17 protein-coding genes are annotated in these 21414 nt (G+C 39.7%); 13 read left to right on the top strand and 4 right to left on the bottom strand.

From position 1 onward, the window contains the following. The first annotated feature begins 45 nt into the window (after window positions 1-45). From hisG to FDK13_RS29550, 13 genes are all read left to right on the top strand, one after another. Entirely contained in the window at window positions 46-906 is an 861-nt protein-coding gene (hisG, locus tag FDK13_RS29490; protein WP_137343616.1) for an ATP phosphoribosyltransferase, read from the top strand. Window positions 907-961: 55 nt separating this feature from the next. Beyond that, window positions 962-2230 (top strand): histidinol dehydrogenase, encoded by a 1269-nt coding sequence (gene hisD / locus FDK13_RS29495; RefSeq protein ID WP_137343617.1) that lies wholly within the window; start codon window positions 962-964, stop codon window positions 2228-2230. A gap of 83 nt (window positions 2231-2313) precedes the next feature. Beyond that, complete coding sequence (locus tag FDK13_RS29500) at window positions 2314-2742, top strand: Xre family toxin-antitoxin system antitoxin (RefSeq protein WP_137343618.1); 429 nt, start codon at window positions 2314-2316, stop codon at window positions 2740-2742. Next, a complete protein-coding gene (locus tag FDK13_RS29505) occupies window positions 2742-3182 on the top strand; it encodes an RES family NAD+ phosphorylase (RefSeq protein WP_137343619.1) in 441 nt (146 codons plus the stop codon). Before FDK13_RS29500 ends, FDK13_RS29505 begins: the two co-directional genes overlap by 1 nt. Window positions 3183-3245: 63 nt before the next feature. Continuing rightward, window positions 3246-4319, top strand: a complete 1074-nt coding sequence (gene hisC / locus FDK13_RS29510) for a histidinol-phosphate transaminase (protein ID WP_137343620.1) — start codon at window positions 3246-3248, stop codon at window positions 4317-4319. A gap of 50 nt (window positions 4320-4369) precedes the next feature. After that, entirely contained in the window at window positions 4370-4900 is a 531-nt protein-coding gene (locus FDK13_RS29515) for a hypothetical protein (protein ID WP_137343621.1), read from the top strand. Window positions 4901-5016: 116 nt separating this feature from the next. Then, window positions 5017-8349 carry a UvrD-helicase domain-containing protein gene (locus tag FDK13_RS29520; protein WP_137343622.1) on the top strand — a complete coding sequence of 1111 codons (3333 nt, stop codon included), beginning with the start codon at window positions 5017-5019 and terminating at the stop codon, window positions 8347-8349. Window positions 8350-8364: 15 nt separating this feature from the next. Then, complete coding sequence (locus FDK13_RS29525; RefSeq protein WP_137343623.1) at window positions 8365-8850, top strand: GNAT family N-acetyltransferase; 486 nt, start codon at window positions 8365-8367, stop codon at window positions 8848-8850. 292 nt (window positions 8851-9142) lie between these two features. Next, a complete protein-coding gene (locus FDK13_RS29530) occupies window positions 9143-12574 on the top strand; it encodes a response regulator (protein ID WP_137343624.1) in 3432 nt (1143 codons plus the stop codon). 3 nt (window positions 12575-12577) lie between these two features. Further along, on the top strand, window positions 12578-13393 hold the full coding sequence (locus FDK13_RS29535; RefSeq protein ID WP_137343625.1) for a CheR family methyltransferase: 816 nt from the start codon (window positions 12578-12580) through the stop codon (window positions 13391-13393). Continuing rightward, complete coding sequence (locus tag FDK13_RS29540; protein ID WP_137343626.1) at window positions 13390-13983, top strand: chemotaxis protein CheB; 594 nt, start codon at window positions 13390-13392, stop codon at window positions 13981-13983. The genes FDK13_RS29535 and FDK13_RS29540 overlap by 4 nt, the downstream gene beginning before the upstream one ends. 3 nt (window positions 13984-13986) lie before the next feature. Beyond that, window positions 13987-15909, top strand: coding sequence for a response regulator (locus tag FDK13_RS29545; protein WP_137343627.1), 1923 nt, complete (start codon window positions 13987-13989; stop codon window positions 15907-15909). 147 nt (window positions 15910-16056) lie between these two features. After that, on the top strand, window positions 16057-16824 hold the full coding sequence (locus FDK13_RS29550; RefSeq protein WP_137343628.1) for a hypothetical protein: 768 nt from the start codon (window positions 16057-16059) through the stop codon (window positions 16822-16824). 62 nt (window positions 16825-16886) lie between these two features. On the opposite strand, the gene FDK13_RS29555 is transcribed toward FDK13_RS29550, so the two are convergent. The 4 genes from FDK13_RS29555 to FDK13_RS29570 are packed head-to-tail and all read right to left on the bottom strand — an operon-like array spanning window position 16887 to window position 21413. Next, window positions 16887-18149 carry an SAM-dependent methyltransferase gene (locus tag FDK13_RS29555; RefSeq protein ID WP_137343629.1) on the bottom strand — a complete coding sequence of 421 codons (1263 nt, stop codon included), beginning with the start codon at window positions 18147-18149 and terminating at the stop codon, window positions 16887-16889. 22 nt (window positions 18150-18171) lie between these two features. After that, complete coding sequence (locus tag FDK13_RS29560) at window positions 18172-18984, bottom strand: DUF1365 domain-containing protein (RefSeq protein ID WP_137343630.1); 813 nt, start codon at window positions 18982-18984, stop codon at window positions 18172-18174. A 24-nt stretch (window positions 18985-19008) separates the two neighbouring features. Further along, window positions 19009-20283: an NAD(P)/FAD-dependent oxidoreductase gene (locus FDK13_RS29565; protein WP_137343631.1), complete on the bottom strand. Its 1275-nt coding sequence runs from the start codon at window positions 20281-20283 to the stop codon at window positions 19009-19011. Next, window positions 20280-21413 carry an alpha/beta hydrolase gene (locus FDK13_RS29570; protein ID WP_137343632.1) on the bottom strand — a complete coding sequence of 378 codons (1134 nt, stop codon included), beginning with the start codon at window positions 21411-21413 and terminating at the stop codon, window positions 20280-20282. The genes FDK13_RS29565 and FDK13_RS29570 overlap by 4 nt, the downstream gene beginning before the upstream one ends. Window position 21414: the final 1 nt, after the last annotated feature.

A 21414-nucleotide genomic window follows, 5' to 3' on the forward strand; every position in this document is an offset into this window, starting at 1 on the left:
TTAAGCTGATAGCCGCAAACGCCCCAGCCCAATTTTAATAAAAACATGGATAATATTTTAAGAATTGCAATACAAAAATCAGGGAGACTAAGTGAAGATTCTTTGAAATTGATCAAGGAATGTGGTATTCGTTTTGATAATGGAGCCGGAAAACTGAAAACTTCCGCGACTAATTTTCCTGCTGAAATTCTTTTTTTACGCGATGACGATATTCCGGGTTACGTGGAAGATGGTGTGGCACACCTGGGTATTGTTGGTGAAAATGTTTCGGTTGAATCGGATCGTGATGTAAATACAGTTCATAAACTTGGTTTTTCGAAATGCCGTCTTTCAATTGGTGTTTTGAGAGAACACGATTATGCAGGTGTTCAGGATCTGGAAGGAAAAAGTATTGCAACTTCTTATCCGAAACTTTTGGGTAAATATCTTGCCGAAAACAATGTTACGGCTCAGATTCATGAAATCAGCGGTTCGGTTGAAATTGCGCCTAGTATTGGTCTGGCTGATGCGGTGTGTGATATCGTAAGTTCGGGAAGCACGTTGCTCAGCAATGGATTGAAAGAGGTTGAAACGATTTTCAAATCGGAAGCGGTAATGATCGCCAGCAAGCATTTAACGGCCGGTCAGCAGGATCTGCTTGATCAGTTGCTGTTCCGTATCAAATCTGTTCAGGTTGCTAAAAACAACAAATATATTTTATTGAATTGCCCGATGAGTGCAGTGGATGAGATCACAAAATATTTGCCGGGAATGAAAGCACCAACAGTAATGCCATTGGCGACAGAAGGCTGGTGTTCAATTCATTCGGTGATCAATGAAAACGATTTCTGGGAAAATATCGAAAAAATAAGACAGGCAGGAGCGGAAGGGATCTTGGTAATTCCTATTGAAAAAATGATTCTTTAAATGGCTATCGGCTGGCGGCAATCGGCTTTCGGCTTGGCGATGAATAATATCAGTTATGAATATAATTTCTTATCCTGAAAGAAGTGAGTGGCCAGAGCTTTTGACGCGGCCGGTTCAGGATTCTTTGGCTATTGAAGGAAAGGTTTTACCTATTCTTGATTTGGTAAAAACAAAAGGAGATGAAGGTTTGCGTGAACTGGCAAAGAAATTTGACGGCGTTGAGCTTGCTGAATTTGCTTTTTCACAGCAGGAATTTGATGCCGCGGAAGGCCAGTTGGATGAAGAATTGAAAGCTGCCATCCGTCAGGCTTACCAGAATATTTATACATTTCATAAGGTCCAGTTGCAGCCTGCTGAAAAGATTGAAACCATGCCCGGTGTCACCTGTTGGCGCCGGAGCGTAGGAATTGAGAAAGTCGGAATATATATTCCTGGCGGAACGGCTCCATTATTTAGTACGGTTTTGATGCTGGGTATTCCTGCGCAATTGGCTGGTTGTAAGGAAGTTGTTCTCTGTACGCCTTCTAATCACCCGGCTATTTTATTTGCTGCAAAATTGGTTGGTGTCACTTCTGCTTTTCGCATTGGTGGTGCTCAGGCAATTGCTGCTATGGCGTATGGAACGGAAAGTGTTCCCAAAGTTTACAAGATTTTTGGCCCTGGAAATCAATATGTTACTACGGCCAAGATGCTGATCAGTAAAGAAGGTATAGCGATTGATATGCCGGCTGGTCCATCGGAAGTTGCGGTTTATGCGGATGATAGTGCTGTTGCTTCTTTTGTTGCTGCTGATTTATTATCTCAGGCTGAACATGGTGCTGATAGTCAGGTTTTGCTGGTTTCTACCAGTGGAAAGTTTTTGACAGCCGTAAATGAAGAATTAGCTACACAGCTTGAAGCTTTGCCACGCCGGGAACTTGCTGCCCAGTCTATTGCAAATAGTAAAGCTATTCTGGTTAACTCGACTTACGAAGCCATTGATATTCTGAACGATTATGCAGCCGAGCATTTAATTCTGAGCGTGAAAGATGCTGAATTGATCTCGGATAAAATTTTCAATGCTGGATCCATTTTCTTAGGAAATTACACTCCCGAATCTTGTGGTGATTATGCTTCGGGTACCAATCATACATTACCAACAAATGGATATGCACGTGCTTACAGCGGTGTTTCTGTGGATAGTTTTGTAAAGAAAATTACGGTACAGCATATTACCGAGGCGGGAATTAAAAACATTGGTCCAACTGTGGAAATCATGGCTCATGCAGAATCTTTAGATGCACATAAACGTGCGGTTACGGTTCGTTTAAATTCTCTTTTGTAAAAATTGATTGAGAGTTTTCTATAATTGAGAAAAATGTCGTAATTTTGATAGACTAATTTCCGGTCTCTTAAAATAATAGAAAGATGACAGCATTTATGGTTAATGAGCTTTTGGGAGGTTATAATGTCCTTCAACATTCTGTGAAGAATGATTTTGATCTTGCATACCTTGCCGAAAATGGTATTCCTAAAGTAGCAATTCAACATCTTGCGGATTCCGCAGGCCTTGAATTGAAGGATGTAATTTCACTCTTGCCGGTTACGCCAAGGAATTTACAGCGATATGAAGATAAAGATCTGCTTAGTAATGTGGTTTCTGATCATCTGATCGCTCTTGCTGATTTGTTTTCAGTAGGAACCCGTGTTTTAGGAAAGGACTATTTTTTGGATTGGATGAACAGTAAAATTTTGGCATTAGGCAATGTAAAACCAATGCAGTTTCTTCGTACCCATGCAGGTATCGAACTAATTAAAACGGAACTGGGTCGTATTGAGCACGGTATTTTTGCATAATGGAGTTATTCAGAATTACAAGGTCCGAATATCAGCATGATTTGACAGGAATAGGCGCTTATCGGCATGGAGGAAGATGGAATACGCCTCAGAATTCCATGCTTTATACATCTTCACGCCGTTCGCTGGCTATGCTGGAAATCATCGTTCACTGGCAGCAGCCGAATCCTCCGAAAGACTTTGTAGTTGTTGTTTTGTTTGTGCCGGATAATACGCCTGTTTACAACCCTTATCCAATTATTGATTGGCATGAAGATCCGCAGTGGAGTAAGGAAATGGGAGATTCCTGGTTGAAGGAAAATAAAACGCTGCTTATGAGTGTCCCTTCGGTTGTGGTGCCTTCTGAAAAAAACTATTTGATTAACCCGTTACATGCTGATTTTGGCTCTGTCAAGATTATTAATACCGAGCCTTTTCAGTTTGACAAAAGATTATTTTAATAATTACAGGAGCAAAAGAAAATCGCATAAAACCGGAAGATTGCTCTCAAATAGATAGTACAAATGAACAATTCCTTCGACCTGAATTCGGTCATCCGCCCGCACATTTTAACACTGGCTCCTTATTCGTCGGCACGTGATGAGTATACAGGACATTCAGGTGTATTTCTGGATGCCAACGAAAATCCTTACGGATCCGTAACCGTTGAAGATTATAACCGCTACCCGGATCCATATCAGGCTGAAATCAAAGCGAAATTAAGTCCGATAAAAAATATAGATACCAAAAGAATTTTTCTTGGAAACGGAAGTGACGAACCGATCGATTTATTAATCCGGGCTACCTGTACACCTGAAAAAGACCATGTTATTATTTTACCGCCAACCTATGGCATGTATGAAGTAAGTGCTTCCATACATAACGTACAGATTGATAAAGTTTCGTTAACAGCTGATTATCAAATTGATGTTAATGCTGTTTTAAGAGCGATCACGCCGGATACCAAAATAATATGGGTTTGTACGCCTAACAATCCTACAGGGAATGTGATGCAGGATGAGGCTATTGTTACGCTTTTGAATAATTTCAATGGTCTGGTTGTAGTGGATGAGGCTTATGTTGATTTTACGGATTCTGTCTCCTGGATCTCGCGTCTGGATGAATTCCCGAATCTGGTTGTTTTGCAAACTTTTTCAAAAGCATGGGGACTTGCAGGTATCCGTGCCGGTATGTGTTTTGCCTCTGCGGACCTGATCAAAATCCTGAATAAGATAAAATCGCCGTATAATATCAGTCTGCCGGCTCAGCGTGCTTTGCTTGAAGGTTTAGGTGCGGTTGAAAAGAAGGACGAAATGGTGAAAGAAATTCTGAAAGAAAGAGCTTCTTTACGTACGATGCTGGAAAATTTATCGTTGGTGAATAAAGTATTTCCATCCGATGCGAATTTCTTGCTTGTGCATTTTGATGACGCAAGAGCTGTGATGGCTTATTTGATCGACGAAGCCATTATCGTTCGCGACAGATCAAAGGTACATTTGTGTGAAGGATGTTTGCGAATTACTGTGGGTACCGAGCAAGAAAATGAGGTTTTGATAGAATCTTTAAAAAAATATCAGCAAAATAGCGTAATTGCATAAACACTTTTAAATCACACTATAACAACAATCCCAGCACCAACCATTTATTTATGAAGAAATTAGCACTTACTTTTATTTGTATACTTTCCTTTGGACTTGCTCAGGCGCAGGACAACAACTGGGCCGTTGGTTTTAAATTAGGAGAACCCTCAGGCGTTAACTTCCGGAAATATTTTAATAACATTCATGCCCTGGATGTAACCATTGGCACTTATGGTGGTGTATTGTCAAATGAGCGCAGTTACCGCAGCGGAAAATATAAAACAACGGGTTTGTCTGTTCAGGTGCATTATTTGTGGACGACACCGCTGTTTAATTCAGAGAATGTTCATGTTTATTACGGACTAGGCGGACAGGTGAATAGCAGGAATTATTACCCTGATAACAAAAAATTACTAGCTCCTCCGGGAGATCGTGAGAAAACGATTTCTCTTGGCGGATCAGCGATTGGTGGTGTTGAATATTTTATTCCGGACAACAGAATGTCTGTGTTTTTGGAAACAGGCGCTTATATTGAATTGCTTCCAAGACCATTTTATCTAAGTCCGAATCTTTCAGCAGGCATTCGTTTTAATCTGTAAAAATATTGTAAGACAAAATATTGAAAACAGGAAGAGCAGGCATTTAGCCTGCTTTTTTTTGTAACTTGATTTGCTGTTTTTAACTACTTTTTATTCCCAAACTAGAAAATTCAAACGTGTTTAAAGTATATAGCTCATCCGCTGGTTCAGGTAAAACTTATACACTTACCAAAGAGTATCTCAAACTTGCCTTGCATTCCAATTCTGATACCTATTTCCGGCAAATTCTGGCGGTAACCTTTACAAATGCCGCCGCAAATGAAATGAAAGAGCGGATTTTGTTAATGCTCAGAACTTTCGCAAACGCCATGTCGGCCGAGGGAGCTGAGCATCCGATGCTAAAAGATGTGATCACTGAATTATATCCGGTTACGTTGGAAGATACTGAGCTTTATTCAGGAGCGAAAGAACTGATTTCAGGCCGCGCGCAACTGGTTTTTCGTCAGATTTTGCACAGGTATTCTGACTTTTCAGTGATGACGATTGATAAGTTTACGCAGCGGCTTATCAGCAGTTTTACGGACGAACTGGGAATTCCATTTGTATTTGAAACACAGCTTGACGGACAACTACTGGATGATGCCGTGGACCGTTTATTGGCGAGAATTGGTCAGGATGGCGAAGAGGTTTTATCTGACATTGTTGAAAAATATTACAGGGAAAAAGCCGAAGAAGGAAAAAGCTGGTCGTCATTACCGGCACAAATAAGGGAAACGGCCGGCACTTTGTTAAGTGAGCAAAGTTATCTGAAAATGCAGCGTGTTGCCAATTTACAGATGAGCGACTGGGTGTCGATCCGTAATCATATGCGGACTTTTGTGAAAGGCCGTGAGGAAGCTATAAAACGTCTTTCGCTAAGTGCTTTCGAACTTATTCAGGCGGAATTATTATCGGATAAAGATTTTTATCAGGGAGCCCGGGGAATTTATGGTTATTTCAAGGACAGGAGCGAAGGTAAAAATACCTGGACAGCGCCTAATTCTTATGTCAGCGGAAAAACGATTGGGGAAGAAAACTGGTATGGTGCAAAAACTGCCGCCCCTATAAAAAATAAAATTGAAGCGATAAGACCTGAACTGGAAAGGTTATATTTTGAAATTGAAAAAATCAGAGACGGAGAATCTGCAAAGATTACTTTATATATTCAGCTCGACCGCCACCTATATAATTTATCGCTTCTGGGAGAGATCAGGAAGGAATTTGATGCACTTTTGAAACAAAATAATCAGGTTCATATCTCTGATTTTAACAGGAGGATTCTTGAAATTGTATCAAAGGAACCGGTTCCGTTTATTTTTGAGCGTCTTGGTGAAAAGTATAATCATATTCTGGTTGATGAGTTTCAGGATACTTCCAAATTACAATTTGCCAACCTGCTTCCTTTAATAGAAAATGCGTTAGCAGACGGTTATTTCAATCTGATCGTTGGAGACGCAAAACAATCCATTTACCGTTTCAGGGGTGGCGATATGGATTTGATCCTGCATCTCGCGCAAAATCAGGTAATGCAGTTAATGCCAATTCTGGGAGATAATATTTACAATGAGGAAAGATTATGGAGTGTTGACAGCCATCTTGAAATAAATCACTTACGAACGAACCGAAGAAGTTTCCGGGAAATAACGACTTTCAATAATCAGTTTTTTGGATTTATTTCAGAAACAGTGGGGGAGGAATATCCATTGATCCGCCATGTTTATGACGAGAATTTCCAACAGGAAATTCCTACTGGCGTGAATGAAGGAGGGCATGTTCAGATGGAATTTATTGAAATGCAGGAATTCGCCGATGAGTTTTTGGAAAATCAAACAAAAAACGATGCGATCGTGAAAAGAAGCGTTGAATTGATTACTGAACTTCGTGATTCCGGGTATCAATGGCGTGATATTGCCATTTTATGCCGCAAAAAGAAAGAGGCTACGGCGTTGGCAAATGCTTTAAAAGAATCCGGTTATCCACTTATTTCAGATGATGCGCTTTCATTGGCTTATTCGAGATCCGTGCATTTTGTGATTTCATTTATGCAGGTTTTGCATACGGATCAGCGATTAAAACGTTATGAGGCGGCTTATTTGTTCCACAGGATTATTAGAAAGGAAAATCCAAGTGCGGAAGAGCATGAGGCACTTCGTACACTTTGTACTAAAAAAGGACTGGATTCATTTTTGAGTTATTTTTCGAAATGGAATATTGAATTAGTTGCGTTCAGAATACGCCAGTTAACAGTTTTTGAACTGTGCGAGCAATTGATGCAGATTTTTGGACTTTTTGAAAATAAGACTGAAAATGAATATTTGTTCCGTTTTCTTGACGTTGTACTGGAATTTGGAACCCGGAAAAGTAACCACCTTGGTGATTTTCTTCAATATTGGGATACTTCAAAACATAAACTTTCCATCACAATTCCGGCCGATACGAATGCATTGAGGATTACTACGATTCACAAATCAAAAGGTTTGGAATATCCGGTCGTTATAGTTCCGTATGCAAACTGGAAAGTTACACCGAATGCGAAACTTGACAGATTATGGATCGATCTTGACGATGTTCCGTACGACGAACTGGTTTTGACAGAAAAAGAAAATGAGCTTTTTCCTGTTACTAAAAAATTGAGAAGTTCGCTGGTTTCGGTGGTTAAGGATTTGGATAATACCTTGGTTTCAGATCAGTATCAGGAAGAGAAAACGAGGACCATGGTTGAAAACCTAAACTTGTTGTATGTGGCTTTTACGAGACCCATTCAGCGCCTGTATATTTTGGCAAAACGTGAGAAAAACTGGAAACAATCGCAGCAGGTGAGTTCCTGGCTGCACGATTATTTAAGTCGGGCGGATTCGCAACCAGCTTATGATGAGCTGGAAAGTAAATTTATTCTTTCTCAGGGAAATCAGGATTGCTTTCACGCACATTCGAAAAATAACGCAGCAACTTATCTGATAAATGATGTGATCAGCAATGACCGCACAGATACCTTGCGCCTGAGAAGAATGGCTGAGCGCATTTTCGATATCGAAACATTTGAAAGGAAAAAGGACCATCTTCAAAAAATGAGGCATTTGTTGATCAAAATGAATGTTGAAGCCGATTTGTCACAAACGGTAGGGCAGCTGGTTCGTGAGGGGATTGTTGTAAAGGAGGAAGCCAGGATCTTGTACGACCAGGTCAAGACTTTGTTGAAAAACGAATCTTTGAATAATCTGTACAATGAAAATGTCAAAGTTCAGATCAATAAAGAATTATTACTGCCGGGCGGAAAAATGCTGCATATAGATAGAATCGTTCAGTTGCAGGATGATTCTTATGTGTTTATGACTTTTATTGCGGGTAGTGGAAATGAACAGCCGAAAAATCATTTGAAACGTTTGGTCAAAGTTTTTGAAAGCGAAGGAAATGAAGCGAGGGCAGTTTTGATAACCCTTGAAAATGAAGTAATTGAGTGGATAAGCTAGATTTATTTAAAGTTTATGAGTATTACAATCAGAGAAATTCAACCGGCAGATAATGCTGAACTTGCGCAGGTGATCAGAAAAGCACTGGAAGAATTTAAGGCAAATAAGCCCGGAACTGTTTATTTTGATGCGAGCACGGATCATTTAAGTGATCTTTTTCAGGTTGAAAACAGTATTTATTTTGTGGCCCTGGAAGATGCGACATTACTTGGCGGAGCCGGTATTTTCCCGACAGAAGGCCTGGGGCCTGATACAATTGAGTTGGTAAAAATGTATCTTAAACCGGAAGCCAGAGGAAAAGGCTTGGGCAAAACGCTCATTCTGAAATGTATTGACTATGCAAAAAGTAAAGGCTACAAGCATATATATCTTGAGACAATGAATGAACTTGATAAAGCTGTTAAAGCATATGAAAAGTTAGGTTTTGAGTTGCTGGGCCATCCTTTGGGAAATAGCGGGCATCATTCCTGCGAGTTATGGATGGTTAAGAATATTGATTGATTTATTTTTAAATTAATACGATATTCTATTGATCTGATCACATCTAATTGTAATTCATCATCAGGGAAAATTTATATAAATCCCGGATGATGATTATTTAAATAATTTGTATAATATCAATATTTACCATTCCTTTTCTCTTCTATAAATAAATTTAGTCACACCGTAGAAAAAACTCGACCCATTCTGTGGCGAAATTAGGATCATATCTAGTTCCCCTTCATTTTTTTGATGATATTCACGACAAATTTGGATAATTGTTTCGTAAATACTCTTCGTTATTTTATAATTTATGCGTTTTTCGTTTCAACAACAGGTCTTCACTGGCATAATTGTATCCATTATTCTTGTAATAATCGTAGGTATCACTTCTTATGAAGCTATTCTGCTACAACAGGAAAATGCAGGTTGGGTAGACCACACCAGGGAAGTGATAAGATCTTCTTCCGAAGTCAGAAATCAAGTGCTTACAGCCGAAACTAATCTTCGCGGTTATGCACTTTTAAATAACCATGCTTTTGAGAATGCTCATCAAAAGGCGAGCAATAATGTATTAAATCAATTTAGTCTTTTACAAAAACTGGTTGTGGACAATCCAGTTCAAATCGCCCGCCTTGATAGTCTGGCGCCTGTGTTGCACAGCCGGTTAAACCTGATGTCGCAGCAACTTGATTTGATAAAATCCGGTAAGAATTCTCTTGATTCGTTAAAATACATGATTGCAGCAGGCCAGAAATTATCAGCACAGCTGACACTTTATTTTGACCATATCGAAGGTATGGAAAATAACCTGCTGAGAATCCGGGAAGATCAGGCACTTGTGAGTTCGTCGAGAGCAAAACAAATTATCCTGGGTGGAACAGCTGTTTTTATGCTGGTTATTTTCATTCTTTTCTATTTTATAAGAAAAACATATTTGGCTCAGGTGTATTCTGAAGGGGAAGCTTTAAAAGCCAACGCAGAGCTGGAAAAGCTGTCAATTGAAGATCAACGTAAAAACTGGATTTTGTCTGCTGCGGTAGAAGTAAGTATTTCCATTCGTGGTGAGCCTACGGAAGCTGAGCTGGCAAAGAAATTTTTGCATAAAATGGCAAAACTTACAGATGCTTCAGGAGGACTGTTATACGTGGTAAATCGTGATGCAAGTGCCTGGGAACTGGCGTCTTCATATGCTGTGGATATGCGTAAGGATATTCCCGAATTCATTTCAGTTAACGACGGTCTGTTTGGACAAATAATTAAAGACAAACAAAGTTTAAAAAAGCTGGAAGCAGCTCCCGGGTATTTGAAAGTCAGTACCGGGCTTGGAAATACAACGCCTGAATCGGTTTTTGTGAAGACCATGATTCAGGAAGGAAAGGTAATTGGATTGCTGGAACTGGGTTATCTGAATAAACCTGATGATAACGTGATTAAACTCCTGGAAAGGGTCACGGACGGTGTAGCCATAGCATTTATGGCTGCAAGAGAGCGCCAACTTATGAAAGAACTGCTGGATAAAACCCAGCTTCAGGCAGAAGAACTGGAAAGTCAGCAGGAAGAGCTCCGCGTTACTAATGAAGAACTTACCAGGCAAAGCTCACTTCTTCAGGTATCGGAAGAAGAGCTTCGTGTGCAGCAGGAAGAGCTGAAACAGATTAATACGGAACTGGAAGAAAAGGCATTTCTTTTGGAAGAACAAAAAGGTACACTGGAAGAAGCGAGAGACCAGATTCAGATCAAGGCCGATGAACTTGAAAAAACAGGTCGTTTTAAAAGTGAATTTTTGGCGAACATGAGTCATGAATTGCGTACCCCGTTGAATAGTATCCTGATTCTATCACGTATTTTATCAGAAAATAAAGCGGCTCGTCTTAGCGATGAAGAGCAGCGTTACGCTGCTGTTATCAATAATTCCGGTAATGATTTACTGACACTTATTAATGATATTCTGGATCTGGCTAAGGTCGAATCCGGAAAAGTTGAACTTCATCCTGAGGATATAAGTACAGAGCTACTTCTTGTGGAAGTAAGAAATACTTTCCAGAAAATTGCTGAAAATAAAGGACTTGAACTGGAAATGATCAAGGCGGATTCGTGCCCTGCAACGTTGTTTGTCGATCATGTCAGGATATTGCAGGTTATCCGCAATCTTCTTTCGAATGCCATAAAATTCACTTCCGCGCCAGGTTCCGTTTCTCTCATTATTTCCCAAAGTGAAAATCAATGGCACTTTGAAGTTTCGGATACCGGAATTGGCATCCCTAATAATAAACAAAAAGCAATTTTCGAAGCCTTTCAGCAGGCAGATGGCTCAACAAGCAGAAAATACGGTGGAACAGGTTTAGGTTTATCCATCAGCCGGGAACTTGCCATTTTGTTTAAGGGATCAATTTCTTTGAAAAGTGAGGTTGGAAAAGGTTCTTCTTTCACTCTTTCTATACCTGTTCAAACCAGTAACGGAAATGTTGATTTTCCTGAAATCGAACCACATGTACCGGTTGAAGAGGTGAAAATTAAAATGCCGGAACCAAATAAAATTGTTGACAATTTCAAAGAAAATCGTTTGCTGCTTATTGAGGACGATCCGATTTTTGCAGAAGATATGGCCAGCAAAGCACGTGACAGCGGTTTTGATGTACTTATTGCTTCGACGGGTTATAGCGGATTGGATATGGCAAAAAGTTTTAAACCAACAGCCATTATTCTGGATATGCACCTTCCTGATATTTCGGGGGAAGAAGTTTTGAAGGAACTGAAATCAGATTCAAAAACCAGCCTTATTCCGGTTCACACCGTTTCTGCCGGTGATGAAAGTATTGCACAAATGCTGGAAGAAGGTGCAATTGGTTTTATGCAAAAACCTGTTGACAAAAAATCAGCGGAGTTTATTTTCAATTTGTTAAAACTGGAAGGCTCAAATTCTGAGAAAAAACGAATTCTTCTAATTGAGGATGATGCTTACCAAAGTCAGTATTTTGGTGATTTTCTGGAAAATAATAACCTGTTTGTTTTATATGCCTATTCAGGTGCAGAAGCGTTATCATTATTATCCAGGGAAACGGTTGACGGTATTATTCTTGACATTCGTTTGTCTGACATGAACGGTCTCAATTTGCTTGACCAGATAAAACAGGATCCTAAATGGGCCAATTTACCTGTCGTTGTCAATACGGCTGAGGATCTTTCTCAGGAAGATTTGTCAAAAGTTATGCGCTATTCACATCCGGTTGTGATGAAGACACGTAAGTCTAACGAACGTCTGCTGGATGAAGTGAATTTGTTTTTGAAAAAATTTCAGCCCAAACAGGCGCCTTCTATTCAGAAAGCACAGCAATTCAGCAATCCTGTGGTTCATGCAGAACGTGTTTTTGTAGGGAAAAAGGTGCTTTTGGCTGATGATGACATGCGGAATATTTTTGCGCTGAGCGCGGTTTTGGAAGAAGCCGGATTTGCTATCGTTATAGCAACGAATGGCCGCGAGGCAATAGAAAAACTTGGAGAAACAAAGGATATCGACCTGATCCTGATGGACGTGATGATGCCCGAAATGGATGGTATCGAAGCAACGAAGCTTATTCGCAAAGAGCAAAAATGGAACAATTTGCCAATTATAGCGGTCACAGCGAAAGCGATGCAAGGGGACAGGGAATTGTGTTTATCGGCCGGGGCCAATGATTATATATCAAAACCTGTCGACATAGATAAATTACTTTCTCTGATTAAGGTCTGGCTTCATTCGTAAATTATGGTATTGTTGGAATATAAGGAACTGGAATTGTTAATAACACGGGTAAGGGAAATATCTGGATTTGATTTTTCAGGTTATGCGCGACCGTCTTTGCTGCGCAGAGCTTCCCGTTATCTTACAAAACATACCATGAATTTGCCGGAACTGTACATTCATATTGAACAGGGCGGTAAAGCAGTTTATGATTTTATTCAGGAAATGACGGTCAATTATTCTGAGATGTTCCGGGATCCGGATTTTTTTATATCCGTGCGTTCCGAGATTTTGACATATCTGGAATCCTATCCGGCTATTCGCTTATGGATAGCTGGCTGTGCATCAGGAGAGGAAGCCTTTTCGATGGCGATATTATTAAAAGAAGCCGGTTTGTTTGACAGGTCGCTGATCTATGCAACAGATTTGAGCGAACGTGTGCTTTCATCGGCTCGTGAAGGAGTTTTTAGCTTGGGACATATGCGAACGTTCTCGGAGAATTATATGCTAGCAGAAGGCAAGAATTCTTTGTCGGATTATTATCATGTTGCTTACAGTAAGGCTGTTATGGATCATAATTTGAGGAAAAACATCGTTTTTTCTTTACATGATCTTACCGGTGACGGCGTTTTTAATGAATTTCAAATGGTGAGTTGCCGGAATGTGATGATCTATTTTAATCTGGAACAGCGCCGGAAGGTCTTTAAACTATTGTACGAGAGTCTTGGTATGTTTGGTTTTTTATGTTTGGGAAAACGAGAAACGTTAAGGTATTCAGGATTTGAGGAAAATTTCAGGATCATCAATGGGCATTTGAACATTTATCAAAAAATCAAATGACAGAGCTGAATCCTAATCCGCTGAATTTGGTACTGATGGGTGGTTCGTCGGGAAGTTTTGTGATTTTTGAACAAATCGTGAAGCTGGCTACCAGGCCTTTATCCTGTGCTGTGATTTTTGTGATACATCGTGGAAAATCCAGTCTGGCTAATCTTCCGCATTTGTTTAAAGCAAAAACAAAAGTAAGAATGGAAGAGCCTGAGCACCTGGATCCTGTGGTAAATGATTGTATTTATTTTGCTGTACCGGATTATCATTTGCTTGTTGGCCCGGATGCGAGGTTTTATCTGGACGATACCGATAAAGATTTTTTTTCCCGTCCATCCATTGATGCGACGTTTATTTCGGCAGCACAGTCAGGAATTAAAATCCGGGCTGCCATGCTTTTTTCAGGTGCCAGCAAAGATGGAGCATCGGGATTGAAATTAATTGCGGAAAAAGGTTTTGCGACTTATGTGCAAAATCCTGATTTCGCCGAGGTGCCGCGGATGCCTGCGGAAGCGATAAGTCAATATGGAGGACATCAAATTTTGAATGAGAAAAATATTTTTGAAGAAATTAGCAGTGTACTTTACAGTTACTCAACGTAGGCCATGGAAAAAACTAAAATTCTGCTTTTAGACGACAGAGAAGAAAATCTAATCTCTCTGAAAGCTGTACTGGACAGAGATGATATATCCATTTATTCCACCACTTCTCCGAATGAAGCTTTACGCATTGTCTGGGAAAATGAAATTGCCGTGGCTTTGGTTGACGTTCAGATGCCGGGAATGGATGGATTTGAATTTGCCGAAACGCTTGCTTCAAATCCTAAAACGAAGGATATTCTGATAGTTTTTGTAACTGCTATTTCCAAGGAAACGACTTACGCTGTTCGGGGACTGAAAACCGGTGCGATTGATTATTTATACAAACCGCTGGATCCCTATATAACAAATGCCAAAGTTGATTCCCTGATCAGGCTTGCCAGAAGTCAGCGGGAAATTCGTGAGAAAAATAAACTGCTTGAAAATTATGCAACCATTGTTACGAATTCTCCGGATATTATAGCAACAGTGGAGGCAGACTCCGGGCGGATTTTGTCCATCAATCCATCTGTTTTTATAATACTTGGATTGCATCCGTCCTCGCTGTTAAATGTTTCCATGCTTGATTTGCTGGTGGAACCTAATCGTTCAGGTTTGCAGGGAGTTTTGGTCGACCAGACTTATATGGGCGGAGAAACGATCGTTGTGGAAGACCGGTTTCATGGAAAACTTCATCAGCCGGTTTGGCTTGAATTACGGATTATGTATAAAAATAAACTTTTGTTTATCAATCTGCACGATATTGAAAAACGTAAAGCGCATGAACTTGCTCTGGTAGAAGCACGAAGCCTGGCCGATAAATCCCGGAAAGTGAAAGAGGCGTTTCTTGCTAATATGAGCCATGAAATCCGTACGCCTTTGAATGGAATAATTGGTATCGGTAATTTGCTGGAAGCTACGGAATTAGAACCCAATCAGAGGGAATTGCTCGACATGCTGCTACATTCTTCTGGTTCTCTGCTCAATATTCTGAATGATATTCTTGATATATCCAAAATCGATGAAGGTAAATTTTCCATACTTCCCACGCCCACTAATTTACAAGCATTAGGAAAAGGAATTATTGACCTGATGCGTTTTAAAGCCGACGAAAAGCGACTGGAGTTATCATTGATTGTAGCAAAAGAAATTCCTGAAAGCGTTTTGGTAGATGGTATGCGCCTGAATCAGATACTGATGAATCTGGTTGGGAATGCTTTGAAATTTACACATACAGGTTATGTTAAACTCCGGATAGAATACGGGGGCGTGGAAGGAGTTCACCATCGGATAAGATTGGCGGTTGAAGATACCGGAATTGGAATTTCAGAGGATCGTCTTCAATTTATCTTTTCAGAATATGGACAGGCTACTGCCGAAACCTCACATAATTATGGAGGCACAGGTTTGGGGTTGACCATTTCTCAAAAACTAGTTTTGCTTATGGGGAGCGAGTTGAAGGTTACCAGCCAGTTTCACAAAGGAAGTGAGTTTTATTTTACTTTGCTGGCGAAAGATGTGAATCAGAAAACAGAAAAGAAGAAGCCGGTTGTTTCTTTCAAAACGCTCAGCCCGTTTTTTGGAAAAAGATTGCTGGTGGCTGAGGATAATCAAATCAATGCATTGCTGATCAACAAATATCTTACAACCTGGCTGATTGATACAACTTTGGTAGTAAATGGAAAAGAAGCCGTTGAAGTCCTTCAAAAAGAGGAATTTGATCTGATTGTTATGGATACCCGGATGCCCGAAATGGACGGTTATGAGGCGGCGCAACGTATAAGGAAATTGGGTATTAACACGCCAATTCTTTCACTTTCGGCAACGGTATTAGAGGAAGATACCAGGCAGGCGATAGATTCAGGCATGAATGATACTTTATCAAAACCGTTTGAGCCGTCGAAACTTCATGAGAAAATTGGTGAGCTGCTCGCTCAGCAGGTTTATTGACTAAATAATCAGGATTTACAGTGTCTAATTTAAAAGTTGATTGTATTAAAGTATCATTAGATGCAACGAATTTTTCTAATTAATCGTAATGATTTATAAATGATTTCGTTTAATTAAAGTCGAAATTTAGTGTACTTAAATAATAAAATGAAAAGTAAATCAAACCGCTGGTTTCTCCTCTCGTTAGTAGTGCTGGCAGGGTGTAGTTCATCCAAAACTATTCCTGTTGAATCAAAATGGAATGCCCCTTTTACTTATGTTGACGAAATAAAACCGGATCATAAAGACCAGGCGTCCAGACTTGCCTATGGCATAATAAACGATGATCACTATCTCTATTTGACCATGTCAACACGCGATCCGCAAACGATTCAGAAAATTCTGGGTAGCGGATTGAAAGTTTCTTTTACTCCTGAGGGACAGAAAAAAGATTCGTATTCCTTAATGTTTCCGGTTGTTTTAAAAGAAGATCGGAAGGCTTTGCGCCGTATTGATACAGATCTGCCAAACAGTCTTGGACTTAATCTGCTGATGGATTCTTATAACAAAGAAGCCGTTTGGAAGGATAAACAAGGTCAGCATTTTATTAATCTGGTTGAAGCCGATGGTAGCATCAAATCTCGTATCAGTATGGATCAAAACGGTGAACTTACCGAGCAAATTGCAATTCCTTTTAGTCTTCTGGCTTTAAACACAAAGGAATCTTCAATGCTTGGCATTAATATAAAGATAGACGGCGCCTCATCTCAATCGGGATTTTCACCAAGAATCGGGATTGGTTTGGGCGGTGGCATTGGAATGGGAGGCGGAATGGGTGTTGGGATTGGTACCGGAAGCGGTTATGGCCGTTACGGCAATGCTGATCGCGGTGTGGATATCCGTCTGGCAGTTCAGCTTGCCCGTGGAAACGGTTGAAAAATAAAAGACATAAAAATTTAATAAACATGCCCGCTGGTTAAATTCGGCGGGCATGTTTATTATAGCAAATTTGAATTATTGGGTCTGGTATAAACCAGCTGCATTACACTGATGTTCCGGCTTGCAAAAGCTGCTTCGCAGTAACATAGATAGTAAGTCCATTTACGGACAAATGAATCATCAAAACCGAGCTGCTTTATTTCTTCAAGTCGCTCGATGAATTTGCCGTACCATGCATTTAGTGTGTACGCGTAATGCAGTCCCAGCTCTTTCAGATCCACCAGGCTCATTTCACTGGTTTTGTTAACTGACTGATTTATAGCGGCCACAGAAGGAAGTAATGATCCCGGAAAAATATATTTTTGAATCCAGTCGACGCCGTTTCTTAAACTATCATAACGTGAATCCGGGCAAGTAATTACCTGAATAGCCAGAATTCCATCCTTTTTCAAAAGTGAATTACATTTGCTAAAATATAGGTCAAGATATTGGTGGCCAACGGCTTCCAGCATTTCAATCGAAACTATTTTATCAAATTGCCCCTGAACGTCACGATAATCCATTAACAATACCTGAACCCTTTCAGATAAACCGGCTTCCTCTATACGTTGTGTCGCAAGTTGCTGTTGTTCTGTGGATAAGGTCAGAGAAGTTACTTTGCAGCCATAATTTCTTGCCATATAAATCGCATTCCCTCCCCAGCCGCTACCGATTTCCAACACATGGTCGGAAGGTTGTAAATGAAGTTTTTGACAAAGACGATCATATTTTTCCAATTGGGCATCTTCCAGGCTCATTCCTTCATGCCGGAAATAAGCACCGGAATAAGTCATTGTTGTATCCAGAAAAGTAGCAAAAAAATCATTGTTCAAATCATAATGCTCCGAGATGTTTTTTCTTGATCCTTCCAGCGAATTGGATCTCATGCCGTGCGTCACTTTGTTAAATAATCTCAAAATATTTAAAGCAAAATTTTGAGATTTACTGCCTGAAACGCCCGGAGCATTTTCAACATTTAAAAGTACCCAGCTGATTACATTGGTGATATTGTCCGTTTCCCAAAGCCCTTCAACATAAGCTTCGCCAAACCCAATATCGCCAAATAGAGTCAGTTTTTTGAAAAAATCAGTGTGTGTAATGGTGATACAGGCAGTCACATCATGACTTCTGTCACCGAAGAATTCTGTCTTGCCATCTGGCAAAGTCATTTTTAGTTGACCCAAAGTCATTTTCCTTAACTGACTGAAAACGAGTTGCTGATATAAGCCAGGTTTTGCGTCAGCCAGTTGTGTGCGATTTAGTTCTGAGCGGGTTCTTAGCATAATGATGATAGTGTCTGGCCTATTAAGATTTATATGGTCTGAAAACTTCCGTTTGCAATTCAGGGTTATTTGCTTTTTTGTAATATTTGATTTTTTTCGACCACAGCTTAAATGCTTGCCAGTGTATCAAAAAAGTTATCTTTATGGTAATCAGCGGTATACTGAAAAAATATCGAATCATATTCCTGTCTGTCAGCTCTTCCCGTTTGCCGAAAAGTTTACTTAGAAAAAATAGTTTACCCAATTCATTATGGTCATTAACGGCAATATTTAAATTCTCCTGAGGGATTTTTAAATTAAAATCAAAGTAATTATCAAGCTCCGTAAACGGTGAAACGTAAAACTTCTTAAAGGTGTAAAGATGAAAATGATCCTTATTGAAAGTTTCCGCCCCCATGAAATACAATTTAATTTCCTTATAGGTATTACAAATTTCTGCAACAGAACAAACGGGATTGTCATTTTCATCAAAACAGAAATAAAAACAAACCGGATTAAACTGATAACCCAAAGTACACAAATTGGTAAGAAGCATAATTTTACCGATACCGATTTCAACTCCGTTTTCCGACAAAAACCGGGTAATATGTTCTCTCGTACTTTTGCTTTTATCAGGCTTTTCGCGCGGTAGCTGCATGTGATCGTTGTCCCTGAAATTGAACAGGTTAAAACGATTATAGCTCAGCCATTTGAATTTTGCAGTAATCACATCCAATTCAGCAAGGTCAAGGTAAAACATAAAAATGTCATACTTGAACTGATGCTTTTTCGGAAGAATCCTGTGATGCATGACACTAGCCCTGTACATGCAGGAATTTAGCGTATCCTGTTTCATACAAGGATATACGACAAAATAATTTCAATAGATTGTCGTGCCCGAAATTTTTACCTTCTTCAAGCTATCACACAATTCTACTGCACTGGTATATGCGTCTTCGTGGAAACCATATTTGAAATAACTGCCGCAGAAATAAACCGGCCCGTTTTCGTTTAACAATTTCAAACAAGCCTGGGCATGAATAGCAGGCACGTCAAAAAGCGGATGGTCGTAATCGATTTCTCTGATTATTTTTTTCTCATCAAGATCGTCATGCGGATTGATCGAAACGAAATAATTTTTCTTTTCAGAAACCTGTTGAAGCATATTCATCCAATATATAGTGCTTGGGATCAGCTCATTATTTTTTTTCTGAATATGATAATTCCAGCTGCTCCAAGCCAGTTTTGCTTTCGGCATAATGCTTTCATCGGTATGCAAAACCGCTTTGTTATATTGATATTTAAATTTTGATAAAATATCCTGTTCCAGATTCGACGGATTTTCCAACATCAAAAGCGCCTGGTCAGCGTGACTGGCGATTATAACGCGGTCAAATATTTCGGAAGATCCATCCGCTGAATAAACCGTTACTTTATCATACTCACGGCACACTTTTACCGCTTTTCGGTTTAAATGAATTTTATCTTTGAATGGTTTGATTAGTATTTCTCTATAAGCCTGGCTGCCTTTATCCAATGTATACCATTGATGCTGTGTATCCAGCCCCAGAAAACCATGATTTTTGAAAAAACGTATCAACGTTACAGCGGGAAAATCAAGCATTTGTTCCATAGGTGTGGACCAAACCGCCGAGCTCATCGGAACCAGATATTTCCAAAGCATATCCTCACTAAACCGGAACTCTTTAATGTACTGTCCGATAGAATAATTGGCGTAATGCGGATCATCCAGAATTTTAATACTTTCCTTATTAAATCTTGAAATCTCCGAAAGCATTTTCAGATAAGAAATATTGAAAATGTTTTTTCTTTGGGCAAACAAATGATTCAGGCTTGATCCGCTGTATTCCAGTCCGGTAGGTTTGTGCTGAACACTAAATGACATATCCGTTTTTTTGATCGGAGCGCCAATTTCTGTGAATAATTTGCAAAGATTAGGATAGGTTTCAAAATTGAAAACCATAAAACCTGTATCGATATAAACCGGTTTGCCGTCTTCATCAACGGTCACCGTATTGGTATGTCCGCCAACGTAATCGTTTTGCTCATAAAATGTAAGGTCATGTGTTGAATGCAAAAAATGGCCGCAGCCCATTCCTGCAATGCCTGTTCCGATAATTGCTGTCTTAGTCATGGCTGTTCTGTTACAGATTTTAAAAAATACATGATAGCGTATGTAGAAATTTGTCCGCCGGGGCCGTACAAATTATAATCAAAAGCATGTGTTGCCCAAGGAAGCGTTATCAAATAATGCTTGACACCATTTTCTTCAAGCTTTGCATTTAACCGCTTACTATGCTCGTAGGCGACCAAAACATCGTTTTTCCCATGAATCAGAAGCGTAGGTGGCGATTGTTTTGTTACAAAAAGAAGAGGAGAACTCTTCTCGAATTTTTCCGGATGTCCGCTGTAACCTCCTCCCAAATAATCCTCCATTACCTTTCTGGAATCCATAATGAGTGGATTTGAAGGAATGGAATATCCCCAAACCATATCTGCCGGGCCATATAAATCTACAATGCCTTTCAGTCCCGGTTCTTTCAAAGAATATCCGGCGAGCAAAGCGATTTGTGCACCAGCGGAACGACCCAGCAAAATAAAATTAGTGGTATCAATATTCCACTCAGTTGATTTTTCTTTCAAAAAACGAAATGCATTACTAATATCTTTTACCGGCGCGGGACTTTGAAATTCGGGAGCCAGACGATAATTAATAGCTGCTACATGGTAACCGTTTTTAGCCAGATAGCTGTTAAGTTCTGGTAATTGCTGGCTGTCACCACTTTTCCAGGAACCGCCATGAACAATTATTACGCACGGTTTTTTACCTTTTATTTGTGAAGGATAGAAATCAAGCTTTAGATCTGTTTTGCCATTTTTGTAATAACTAACAGATTGACAAGGCGTTTTTTCTTTTGGTTTAAACATTTGCGTATATGAAAACGGACGGAATTCAAACGCACCTTTTTTAATTTCTTTACCGAAAGCAACCGCCAGGTTTTTCTCTAATTCCCTTCCCACCAAATAAGATCTGAACACGGGCGAAAGGTATAAGCCAAGTGAAATGATAGCCAGAATCATCGTTGGCAACTGATATGATGACGACCTGAAATTTATAAAAATAATGACCAGAATAATGGCAGCGAAAATCCAGGGGAATTCATCAACCGCAATAGCAAGCAACCATAAATAGAATGCGGGAGCCGGTAAAACGGTCAGTAACGAAATCAAAAAAAGGATAATCGTTAAGATAAGCTTTACCATA

Source organism: Dyadobacter frigoris, from assembly GCF_005280585.1.
GTDB classification, from domain to species: domain Bacteria; phylum Bacteroidota; class Bacteroidia; order Cytophagales; family Spirosomataceae; genus Dyadobacter; species Dyadobacter frigoris.